The 11940-nt window shown below is 65.1% G+C and carries 5 protein-coding genes and 2 pseudogenes; 2 read left to right on the plus strand and 5 right to left on the minus strand.

Features of this window, described 5'->3' with window-relative positions:
* From xdhB to ABZE94_RS15850, 5 genes and pseudogenes are all read right to left on the minus strand, one after another.
* On the minus strand, window positions 1–2111 hold a 2111-nt coding region (gene xdhB / locus ABZE94_RS15830; protein WP_372876449.1), incomplete at its 3' end, for a xanthine dehydrogenase molybdopterin binding subunit.
* On the minus strand, window positions 2104–3543 hold the full coding sequence (gene xdhA / locus ABZE94_RS15835; RefSeq protein ID WP_372876450.1) for a xanthine dehydrogenase small subunit: 1440 nt from the start codon (window positions 3541–3543) through the stop codon (window positions 2104–2106). The genes xdhA and xdhB, both read right to left, overlap by 8 nt.
* A gap of 410 nt (window positions 3544–3953) precedes the next feature.
* Window positions 3954–5885, minus strand: a complete 1932-nt coding sequence (locus ABZE94_RS15840; protein ID WP_372876451.1) for a S8 family serine peptidase — start codon at window positions 5883–5885, stop codon at window positions 3954–3956.
* A 679-nt stretch (window positions 5886–6564) separates the two neighbouring features.
* Entirely contained in the window at window positions 6565–8871 is a 2307-nt protein-coding gene (locus ABZE94_RS15845; protein WP_372876453.1) for a molybdopterin oxidoreductase family protein, read from the minus strand.
* Between the two features lie 861 nt (window positions 8872–9732).
* A pseudogene (locus ABZE94_RS15850) lies at window positions 9733–10653 on the minus strand (FAD-dependent oxidoreductase); the annotation flags it as partial.
* A gap of 23 nt (window positions 10654–10676) precedes the next feature.
* Between ABZE94_RS15850 and ABZE94_RS15855 the strand changes: the two are divergent.
* Both ABZE94_RS15855 and ABZE94_RS15860 read left to right on the plus strand, forming a co-directional pair.
* Window positions 10677–11687, plus strand: a complete 1011-nt coding sequence (locus tag ABZE94_RS15855) for an AraC family transcriptional regulator (RefSeq protein ID WP_372876452.1) — start codon at window positions 10677–10679, stop codon at window positions 11685–11687.
* 139 nt (window positions 11688–11826) lie between these two features.
* Window positions 11827–11940 (plus strand): annotated as a pseudogene (locus ABZE94_RS15860) (GntR family transcriptional regulator); the annotation flags it as partial.

Raw genomic sequence — 11940 nt, forward strand, 5'->3', positions numbered from 1 at the left:
GGGATCTTGTAGCTGGCCGGACCATTGGTCATCAGCTTGCCTTTGCCGTTCCACACCAGCTCTTCCATGGTCAGCCAGCCCATGCCCTGGACGAAGGCGCCTTCGACCTGACCGGTGTCGATGGCCGGGTTCAGCGAGGCGCCGACGTCGTGCAGGATATCGGTGCGCAACATCCGGTATTCGCCGGTCAGGGTGTCGACGATCACCTCGGCGCAGGCGGCGCCGTAGGCGTAGTAGTAGAACGGCCGGCCGCGCGCCTGGTCGCGGTCGTAGTAGATCTTCGGCGTGCGGTAGAAGCCGGTGGACGACAGCGATACCTGGGCGAAATAGGCCTTCTGGATCACGTCCTCGAAGCTCAGGAACTGCTCGCGCACGCGCACCTGGCCGTTGCGGAACTCGACGTCTTCGGGGGTGACCCTGTACTCGCGCACCAGAAAGTCGATCAGGCGCTGCTTGAGGGTCTCGGCGGCATTCTGCGCGGCCTTGCCATTCAGGTCGGCGCCGCTTGATGCGGCGGTCGGCGAGGTGTTCGGCACCTTGTCGGTGTTGGTCGCGGTGATCTGGATGCGCGAGATATCCACCTGCAATACCTCGGCGACGATCTGCGCGACCTTGGTGTTGAGGCCCTGGCCCATCTCGGTGCCGCCGTGGTTGAGGTGGATGCTGCCGTCGGTGTAGATGTGGATCAGCGCGCCGGCCTGGTTGAGGAAGGTGGCGGTGAAGCTGATGCCGAATTTCACCGGGGTCAGCGCCAGGCCTTTCTTCAAGACAGGGCTCTTGGCATTGAACGCGCGGATTTCCTCGCGGCGCTTGGCGTACTCGCTGCTTTCCTCCAGCTCGGCGGTCATTTCGTGGATGACGTTGTGCTCGACCGTCTGGTGGTAATGGGTGACGTTGCGCTCATCCTTGCCGTAGTAGTTGAGCTTGCGCACCGCGAGTGGGTCCTTGCCCAGCTTGCGCGCCACGGCGTCCATGATCTCTTCGATGGCGACCATTCCCTGCGGGCCGCCGAAGCCGCGGTAGGCGGTATTCGAGGCGGTGTTGGTCTTGCAGCGATGGCCGTTGATGGTGGCGTTGCCGAGGAAGTAGGCATTGTCGGCGTGGAACATCGCGCGGTCGACGATCGAGCCGGACAGGTCCGGCGAATAACCGCAGTTACCGGCCAGGTCGATCTGGATGCCGTGCAGCAGGCCGTCGTCGTCGAAGCCGACGTCGTACTCGACATAGAAGGGGTGGCGTTTGCCGGTGATGCTCATGTCTTCCATGCGCGGCAGGCGCATCTTGGTCGGCCGCCCGGTCAGGTGGGCGATCACCGCGCAGAGGCAGGCCGGGCCGGCGGCCTGGGTTTCCTTGCCGCCGAAACCGCCGCCCATGCGGCGCATGTCGATGACGATCTTGTGCATCGGCACGCCCAGTACTTCGGCCACCAGCTTCTGCACTTCGGTGGCGTTCTGCGTCGAGGTGTAGACGATCATGCCGCCGTCTTCGCTGGGCATCACAGAGGAGATCTGGGTTTCCAGGTAGAAGTGTTCCTGACCGCCGATATGCAGGCTGCCTTGCAGGCGCTGCGGCGCGGTGGCCAGTTCGGCCGCGGAATCGCCGATCTTGTGCTGGTGGCTGTCGAGGACGAAATGTTTCTTGCGCAGCGCATCGACCACGTCGAGCACCGGTTCCAGGTCTTCGTATTCGATGACCGCTGCCATGGCCGCCTTGCGTGCGGTTTCCAGGCTGTCGGCACCAACCGCGAGCACCACCTGGCCGACGTATTCGACCTTGCCGTCGGCCAGCAACGGATCGCCGGCGACCACCGGACCGATGTCCAGCTGACCGGGCACGTCCTTGCTGGTGATGGCGATAGCCACGCCGGGGATCGCATAGCAGGGCGTGGTGTCGATGCTGAGGATGCGCGCATGGGCGCGGTCGCTCATGCGGGCATAGACGTGCAACTGGTTGGGGAATTCCAGGCGGTCGTCGACGTACACCGCTTCGCCGGAGACGTGTTTGTCCGCGCTCTCGTGCTTGACGCTGCGGCCGACGCCGGTGGTGATATCGGCGCGGAACAGGGCGGCCAGTTGTTCTTGTGACTTCTGGACTTTGTGATGGCTAGACATAGGCGGTCACCCGGGTTTCGACTTCGGGAGCTTGCAGCTCGAGGAAGAATTTACGCAGCAGGTTCTGTGCGATGAGCAGACGGTATTCCTTGCTGGCGCGGAAGTCGCTGAGCGGGGTGAAGTCCTCAGCCAGGGCCGCGCAGGCGCGTTCGATCTCGGCCGGATAGCAGACGCCGCCGAGCAGGGCGGCTTCGCAGGCGGCGGCGCGTTTGGGAATCGCCGCCATGCCGCCGAAGGCGATGCGCGCGTCCTGCACCACGCCGTCCTCGATGCGCAGGTTGAACGCGGCGCAGACTGCGGAAATGTCGTCGTCCAGGCGCTTGGACACCTTGTAGGCGCGAAACGCCTGATTGGGCTGCGCGCGCGGCACGATGATCTTCTCGATGAACTCGGCCTCCTGGCGGGCGGTGACCTTGTAGTCGAGGAAGTAGTCCTCGATCGGCAGGCTACGGGTGTCGTTGCCTTGGCGCAGGACGATCTGTGCACCCAGGGCGATCAGCAGCGGCGGGGCGTCGCCGATCGGCGAGGCGTTGCCGATATTGCCGCCCAGGGTGCCCTGGTTGCGGATCTGCAGGGAGGCGAAACGGTGCAGCAGCTCGCCGAAGTCCGGGTATTCCTTGGCCAGTGCGGCGTAGCAGTCGGACAGCACGGTGGCGGCGCCGATCTCGATGCTGTCGGCGGTGACTTCAATGCGCTTCATGGCTTCGATATGGCCGACGTAGATCATCACCGGCAGTTCGCGGTGGAACTGGGTAACTTCCAGGGCCAGGTCGGTGCCGCCGGCGAGCAGGCGCGCCTCGGGGTTGGCGGCATAGAGCTCGGCCAGGTCGGCGACGGTCAGTGGCAGCAGGCAGCGCTTGTCGCCGCTATTGAGTTCGGCGGTTTCGCGCGGGGCGATGGCCTTCAACTGCTCTACGGTTTGCGCTTCGGCGGCGTCGAACTGGTCCGGTTGCTGCTGGCAGCAGGCCTGTTCGGCGGCGTCGATGATCGGTCGGTAGCCGGTGCAGCGGCACAGGTTGCCGGCCAGGGCTTCCATTGTGTCGGCCTTGTCGAAGCCCTTGCTGCCTTTCTGCAGGGCGAACAGCGACATGACGAAACCCGGGGTGCAGAAGCCGCACTGCGAGCCGTGGCAATCGACCATGGCCTGCTGCACGCTGTGCAGTTGGCCCTGGTGCTTGAGGTCTTCGACGCTGATCAGCTGCTTGCCGTGCAGGGCGGAGACGAAGGTCAGGCAGGAGTTCAACGTGCGATAACGCACGCGCTCGCCGTCCAGTTCGCCGACCACCACGGTGCAGGCACCGCAATCGCCCGAGGCGCAGCCTTCTTTGGTACCGGGCTTGGCGACATGCTCACGCAGGTACTGGAGCACGGTGACGTTGGGATCCAGGGCATGCTCGGTACGCAGCTCCCGGTTGAGTAAAAACTGGATCAAGGACGACCTCCAGGCACTTTATTGTTCTTTAATAAGTGGTTCGTATGGGGGCAAATCTAGAGATTTCTGACTTTTCGGTCAAGAAATATTTGACCCGCAGGTCAGGCGGTTGTCATGCGATTCGGTTATGAGCCCGAAAGAGCCCGAGGGATATGGGTAAAGGCTAGCCGGTTTTATGCCGGCAGCGGAGTAGGGCGAAGTAGGGCGGACCGCAGCGGCGGCAGCTCATGAGCGTAGCGACAGCCCGCCATTGCCGCATTGCCGCCACCGCGAACCGGCGCATTGCGCCCGCCCTCGGGTCTGTTGGCGGGTTACGGCGCGGGTGGGGCAATGGTCAGCCCATAAGCCAAGCATGCGCCTAACCCGCCCTACGCGCGTACGCCGTGTCTGGCACGCTGGAGCGCTGTCGATCACTTGTTGGGCTTGCCGCCGCCTTTGCCGCCGCCTCCACCGCCGCCACCACCGTCGCTCACGGCCAGTGCGGCGGACATGTCACTCCAGGCCGACGCCAGCCCGTCATTGCGTGCGCGAACGCGATAGCTGTAGCTGCCACTCCCCACATCGTCGGTATAGCTGCGCAGGCCAGCGTCAGTCACCACTATCAGGGCTGTCGAGGTGATTCTTCCATTCTTGTGCAGGCTGTTGCGCTCGATATCGAAAGCGGTGACGTTGAAGCCGTCGTGGCTCCAGTCCAGTTGCACCGCCTGGTTGCCTGGCTCCAGGTTCACCACCTGTGCGCCGAACGACGTTGGCGCTGCGGGGACCACGGGCTCCGGCGGTGGCTGCACGTCGTCTGCGGTCAGTGCGCCGTACAGATTCAGCCGGCCATGGCGGGTCCATTCCTGCATGTTCTGGCCCTGGGCGCCGATCTTGTCGGCACCGTTTTCCAGGCGCTGGCGCACGACTTGGTTGCAGGGCTGGCCATCCCACCGGCAGTTGGCGGGTGTCAGGTCCGGCTCAGGCGAAAAATTGCCGGCCTTCAGATCTGCGTAGAGGTCCGTCCACACCAACGCCGCGCCGCCGGCCACCAGGGGCGCCGCCATCGAGGTGCCGTCCCACCAGTCGACGCAGCTGTCGACGCCGGATGCCAGGCCGCAGTGTGCATCCGGCAGGATGCCGATGATGGCCTGGCCCGGCGCGGCAAGGGACACCCACGGATCGTTGATCTGGCTGTAGGTGGAGAAACTGGCGCGATAATCGTTGTGGTCCGAGGCGGCCACGGCGATCACCGTCGATTCGCCGTTTGTATCGGTACAGGCGGCCGGGTACAGGCGCTCGGTGTCGCCACTGTTGCCCGCACCGGCCACCACGACCACGCCCTGTTGATTGGCGAATAGCACGGCATCGCACTCGGCATTGGACGCTGTGGTGGGGCTGATGCCGCCATTTTCATCGATCCAGTCGCTGCCGTAGCTCATGCTGATGACGTGATACTGGCTTCTGACCCGCACACCGTTTTCCATGCGGTCGCTGGCCGCCTCGGTGATCGCGGCCGCCGAAGCCGAAACCGGACAGAGGCCGACAAAGAACAGGTTCACGCCATCGGTCACCAGCTCCATGTAACAGACCTTGAAGATGCCCGCAGCGGTGTGCCAGCCGGCGCCGGCAATGCCCAGTCCGTTATCGGTGTTGGCGACGATTTCCGCGGCGGTGAAGGTGCCATGGCCCAGGTTGTCGCAGGCCGGCTCCGACGCGGGGCAGCTATCCCAATAATGGTTACCGACGAAGTCGACTTTTTCCAGGCACTTGCCGTTCAGTTCCAGGGCCGCGCAGTCGGCGCCGCTGTCCAGCACCGCCACCTTGGGCGTGTCATAGGCGACAGGATCGACGTTCGCGACGCCCCGGCTGATATCCCAGGCCTCGGGTGCGTCGATATCGGCGTCGGCGGTGCCGCGTGTGCTCCTGAGGCTGGAGCCGAGCGGGGTGTGCTGCACGTAAGTGTGGGCTTGCCTGGTGTTGTGCAGGTACCACTGTTCCTCGAAGTAATTGCCGCCGCCGGCGGGTGTCGGGCCGGGCTCCTCGTTGGGCACCACCAGCAGGCGATGGTAGTCGGGCTCGGCATAGAGCACGTTCGGATTGGCCTGGTAGGCCGCCACCTTGGCGATCACCGAGCCGGCGGCAACCCTCACGACCTGGACACCGATAGCGGGGATGCTGTCGAGCGCGATTGCGGAGGCACGTCTGTGGGCTTCGGCGATCTGCGCCGCGGCCGTACCGGGTTTGAATTTGACCAATACCCGGTCAGGGGCATAGCGCTCGGGGGCGGAAGGCGCGGGTTGGGCCTGAACCATGGCGGGGAAAAACACCCAGAGCAACACGAATATGAAACAGGTGGGGCGCATGGGAATTGCCTCCTGATGCACTGCAACGACAGGTAGTGATACACCGTCAACCACAGGCAATGATGCGCCGCACAACAGGCATGAGTGCACCATACAACAGACAATAACGGTCAGCTTTCAAATCAGCTTAGAAGCTTTTCCGGCGCAAAACCGAGGCCGTTGTACCGTCTGAAAGGCTATCCGCTGGCGACTGTTTCATCGTTGTTACAGATACGCGCCGGGCTGTTACGTTAGTAGTGGCCGTTATCCTGTTCGTGACGAGGACGGCCGAAGCCTTCGAGCGAGTGATAACACCGTCAAGCCAAGGGCTGGAAAGGATCGCCGCACTGGAGCAGGGTGCCGTGCGACTGCCGGCACAGTGGCTCGTTGCACCAATCTGGGGCGGGCGAGTCGCCACGCAAGCTTTCCGACCAGCGGTCGCTGGGCGGCGATCCACATAACGGGGTGCGACGATGGCGGGTTACGGCGCAACGGATCTTGCTCGTTCAGCGCTATCGGCAGCGTGCGCCTGACCCGCCCTACGGGGATCGCGGTACATGGGTAAGACCGCGATCAACCGACATTTCAACGTTGTCGTGACACTAGCAGGCTGTCCGAGAATACGGATTTTCCTAGGTTGGGCTTCGTTCCTCAGCACCAACCTACGAGTTGGAGTCTATTGCCATTCTCGGACAGCCTGCTACGCCTCCTCGTAGCGCTGCAGTGTCACCGGCACCCCGTTGAGCACCGCGTTGCCCGACAGTTGGTCCACCAGGTGCTCGTCGGTGAGGTCATTCATGCTGATCCCCGGGCTGGCCTGGGCGATGCTGATGCGCATGCCGGGACGGTGATGGCCCCAGCCGTGGGGCAGGCTGACCACGCCGGGTTTGATGTCCTCGGTGATCTTCACCGTCACCAGCAGTTCGCCCTTGGCCGAGACCAGGCGCGCCTGGTCGCGGTTGCCCAGGCCGTGGGCAGCGGCATCCTCCGGGTGGAGGAACAGCGCGCAGCGGTCCTTGCCCTTCACCAGCCGGTAGCTGTTGTGCATCCAGGAGTTGTTGGTGCGCAGGTCACGCCGGCCGATCAGCAGCAGGCCGGGCTTGGCGGTCTGCTCGGCGAAGCGGTGGCACAGCCGATCCAGGTCGGCCACCAGGATGGCCGGCGCCAGGTCGATTTTCTTGTCCTTGGTGAACAGGCGGCCCGGCAGCGACGGCTTAAGCGGCCCCAGGTCCATGCCGTGGGGGTGCTTCTTCAGTTCCGCCAGGGACAAGCCTTTGCGGGCGAAGGGATTGAGCCTGGACAGCAGGCCGCCGCCGTTGCCGTAAGCGCCGCTGCGCAGGCCCTGGTCGAGGATGCGCTGGGGTGTGAAGTATTCGCCCAGGCGCGCGTTGACCAGGTACTTGAGGCGCTGCCGTAACGGCTTGCCTGCGATCTTGCGGCGTTCGATGCGCTTGCTCAGCTCGCCGAAGATATCCCCGTCGGAACGCGTGCCGGGCGGATGGGCGAACAGCGGGTCGGCGTATTTGGCCACGTCGTGCACCGAGAACGAGTTGAATATCAGGTCGTACTGCTCGTGTTCGAACGGGCCGGTGGGCGGCAGGATGATGTGGGCATGGCGGGTGGTCTCGTTGAGGTAGAAATCCACCGAGACCATAAAATCCAGCTGCTCCAGGGCCTGTTCCAGTTGCCGGCCATTGGGCGAGGACAGCACCGGGTTGCCGGCGATGCTGACGAAGGCGCGCACCTGGCCCTTGCCGGGCTGCAGCATTTCCTCGGCCATGGCCACGGCAGGCAGTTCGCGGTTGAATTCGGGCAGGCCGCGCACCCGGCTGCGATAGCGGTCGAAGCCGCCGCGCCCGGTGGTTTTCAGCATGTCCACCGCCGGGGTGCTGAACATCATGCCGCCGGCGCTATCGAGGTTGCCGGTGAGGATGTTCAACAGGTTGATCAGCCAGTGGTTGAGGGCGCCGAACTCCTGGGTGGCGACGCCCATACGGCCGTAGCACACCGCTTTGTCGGCGCTGGCGAATTCGACGGCGATGCGCTCGATGTCGGCCGCGGCGATGCCGGTCTGTTCGGCGATGCGGGTCAGCGGAACCCGCTCGAGCAGGGCGCTCAACGCCTCCCAGCCCTTGCTCAGTTCCAGTAGCCGGCCCGGCTTGCTCAGGCGGCGCTCGATGATCACCTGCAGCAGGCCGAGCAGGAACAGTGCGTCGGTGCCGGGCTGGATGAATTGATGCTCGCTGACGTACAGCGCGGTTTCTGTGCGCCGCGGGTCGATCAGCACGATCTTGCCACCGCGCCCGGTGATGGCCTGCAGACGGCCGAGTACGTCGCCGGCGGACATCAGGCTGCCGTTGGAGGCCGCCGGGTTGGCGCCGAGCATCAGCATGTAGTCGGTGCGGTCGATGTCCGGGATGGTGAACAGCTGGCTGTGCCCGAACATCAGGTAGGACACCAACTGGTGTGGCATCTGGTCGAGGCTGGAGGCAGAGAACAGGTTGCGTGTGCGCAGCGCCTGGCGGAAGCGGCCCATGGTCAGCAGGATGCCCAGGTTGTGGGCGATGGGATTGCCCCAGTAGCCCGCCACCGCATCGTTGCCGTGGCTCGATTGGATATCCGTCAGGCGGTTGGCGACTTCCTCCAGGGCGTCGTCCCAGGAGATCGGCAGCCACTGCTCGCCGACGCGCTTGAGCGGTGTGCGCAGGCGTTCCGGGTCGTTGTGCAGGTCCTGCATGGCATAGCCCTTGGGGCAGATATGGCCGTGGCTGTGCGGGTCGTCCGAGTCACCGGCAATGGAGAGAATCTTGTCGCCCTGGTACTCGATCTTGATGCCGCACATGGCCTCGCACAGGGTGCAGGTGCGCAAGTGGGTCTTGACCTCGACGCTGGCGATGCTCGCGCCTTGCTCGTTGGCGGCGCTCTTTGCAGCGCTCTCTATAGCGGAAGTCGTGGCCGGCTGTGCCTGGTCGGCCTGCTGCCGTCGATCGCGGATGATTTCCAGCATATGCGCGACGTCCACCACCTTGCGCCGCGGGCGACCCTGCGGCTTGCCCTGTTCGCATTCATGCGCGTCGAGCAGCGTCCAGTCGTCGAACGAGACGAATTCGATGCTGCGCGCCTCGAGCAGGGCCAGCACGTCCGGCGTCTGTCCCGGCGCCAGCGGTGCGGGCGCCTCGGCCAGATCCGCCACCAGGCGGCCGACGGAATCCACCGCGCACTGCTTGTTGCTGCCGATCACCCCGCTGGCGCCACGCTTGATCCAGCCCGCCGCATATTCCCTGCTGGACACAGCCTGGTCGGCGAGGACCCGGCCGTTGTCGTTGGCGATCACCCCGCGCCGCTCGTCGAAGGCGACCCCGGCAATGGCTACGCCCTGGTAACCGGTGGCATTCACCACCAGGCTGGCGTCGAGGCGAAATTGCCGGTCGCTGGCCTGGGCACTGACCGAGCCGCGGCCGTTGTCCTGCAGGCTGTTATGCACGCCCTGCATGGCGACGACGCGGTTGTCGGCGCCGGCAAAGCCGCTGGGCGAGGCCTTGAAGAGGAAGCGGATCGCCCTGTCGCCGAGGCGTGGCCGAGCCTGGGCTTCTTGCAGCAGGCTGAGGTTATGCCGGGCTTCGGTGTTCAGCGGCTCGGCCAGCTCGGCGGCGCTGGCGGCGTCCAGCAGCAGGTCGTCGGCCTCCACCAGGATATCCACGCCCGGGGTGTCGAGCAGTTGGCGCAGCTCCTTGGGGGTGAAGGCAGCTTGCACCGGTCCGCGCCGGGCGACCAGGCAGATCTCGCGGATCTTGCTCTGGCGCAGGGCCTCCAGGGCGTAGTCGGCGATGTCGGTACGTTCCAGTTCCGCCACCGGCATGGCGAGGATGCGCGCGATATCCAGCGCCACGTTGCCCATGCCGATCACCACCGCCGTGTCGCCGGACAGGTCGACCTGCAGGTCGCGGCAGTCCGGGTGGCCGTTGTACCAGCCGACGAAGGCCGAGGCGCCCTGGATATTGCCCAGCTCGGCGCCGGGCAGGGCCAACGGGCGGCTGGCCGAGCCGCCGGTGGCGTAGAGCACCGCGTCGTAATGCGCGAGCAGTTCGTCGCGGCTGAGGTCGCGGCCCAGCTCGACGTTGCCGAAGAAGCGCACCTTGGGCGAGCGGGCGATCTTGTCGAAGCTGGCGGCTACCGATTTGATCTTCGGATGATCCGGGGCGACCCCGTAGCGCACCAGGCCGAAGGGCGTGGGCAGGCGCTCGAAGATGTCCACGCTCGCTTCCGGCAGCTGCCGGAGCATTTCGTCGGCGGCATAGAAGCCCGAGGGGCCGGCACCGACCACCGCCAGGCGGCGGGCCGGGCCGACCGCGCGCGGCGCCTTGGCCGTCATCCCGGCCTGGCTGTCGTCGACATCCAGGCTCTCGGTGATCGGCGGGTATTGCTTGGCCATGCGGGCGTTGAGTTCGATGTAGTCCTGCATCGGCTCCGGCACGGCGGAATCCGGGTAGATGGCGCGCACCGGGCATTCGGTCAGGCAGGCGTTGCAGTCGATGCACACCAGCGGATCGATATAGAGCATCTGCGGGCCTTCGCGGAAGGCGTCCACCGGGCACACGTCCACGCACTTGGTGAACCTGTCGCCCAAACAGCTTGCGGTTACGACGTATGCCATTTTTTTACTCTCCTGCCCATGACCCGTTGGCCGCTCCCGGGAATCCCCGGGTTGCAGCATTGACTGCTGGCAATCTAGGGCCTGCGGGTCCCGGCGTCTTGACAGCAGGGCGTCCTGTTTGACATTTTGTGCCATGCCCCTGGCAATCCGGAACCCGCATGTCGAAGGACGTCTATATCTCCTGCGCCCTGGCCGAGACCCTGCGCGACTACATCGACAAGAACCAACTGGCCGCGCCCGATGTGCTCGAGGCTCTGGCGCCTTTCTCCAGCAGTCAGCGCATGCCCATCCTGCAGTTCTGGGGCGCGCTGGAACGGCTGCAGGCCCTGCACCCGGTGCCGGCGCTGGGCCTGCGTATCGGTCGCTGCGCCAAGCCGCAGCATTTTGGCGTGGTCGGTTATCTGGCCGCCTCCTGCGGCGGCCTGGGGCAGGCGCTGATGCGCTACCGGCGCTTCCAGACTCTGCTGGTGAGCGATCTCGATATCCAGGTGAGTCGGCAGGGCGAGGCGATCCGCTACAGCTGGGGGGAGGGCGAGCATCACACCACGCCGCTGGCCAGCGAGTTCGGAGTGGCGGCCTTCGTCAACCTCTATCAGGCGCTGATCGGCCAGGCCATTGCGCCAATCGCCATCGAGATTCCCTACGCGCGGCCGGCCGAGGCCGCCATCTATGAGGCGCTGATGGGCTGCCCGGTGCGCTTCGAGGCGCGCTGCCATGCCCTGGAGATACCCGCCAGCCTGCTGGCCATGCGTATCACCAGCAGCGACCCCTATATGCGCGGGCTGTTTGACCAGCAGGCCCAGGCCATGCTGGCGCAACAGCCCAGCCCCGACCGCTTCATCGAGCAATTGCAGCAGCAGATGATGGTCGCGCTGCAGGAGGGGGAGCCCTCGGCGGCCGTTCTGGCCAGCCGCCTGCAGTGTTCCCTGCGCTCGTTCTATCGGCAGTTGGCCGAGCATGGCTTGCGTTACCGTACCCTGCTCGGCGATGTGCGCTTCAAGCTGGCGCGCATGTACCTCGCCGATCCCCGTCTGTCGCTGGCGGAGATTGCCCTGTTGCTGGGTTATTCCGAACAGAGCGCCTTTACCCGTGCCTTCCGCACCTGGAGCGGCAGCACCCCGCAGGGCTATCGTCGCCACTTGCAACAAGCGCCGCCTTCCTCGCCCTGACTCGGTCGCCCCCCAGCCCCTTGGCCAGCCAACACCCTGTGTTACACTCGCCGCTGATTTTTTTGCCCCGCGCCAGCCCTGGCGGGGGCCGCAGCCCAGCCCGCACGCCCCGATAGATCAGTAGAGTCGAAGGATAATCATGACGTTGACGGCGCCGGACAGCCTCTCGGAACAGATCGCTCATCACCTCGCGGAACGCATCATTGGTGCTGAATTGACCGAGTGTGGGCGTGTTCAAGTGCAAAGTTTCTAC

The organism is Pseudomonas sp. (genome assembly GCF_041601375.1).
Lineage (GTDB): Bacteria > Pseudomonadota > Gammaproteobacteria > Pseudomonadales > Pseudomonadaceae > Aquipseudomonas.

Excerpts from the sequence above, each read along its gene's own strand:
- ABZE94_RS15840 (WP_372876451.1), bottom strand. The coding sequence starts at position 5,885 with ATGCGCCCCACCTGTTTCATATTCGTGTTGCTCTGGGTGTTTTTCCCC.
- ABZE94_RS15845 (WP_372876453.1), bottom strand. The coding sequence starts at position 8,871 with ATGCTGGAAATCATCCGCGATCGACGGCAGCAGGCCGACCAGGCACAG.
- ABZE94_RS15855 (WP_372876452.1), top strand. The coding sequence starts at position 10,677 with ATGTCGAAGGACGTCTATATCTCCTGCGCCCTGGCCGAGACCCTGCGC.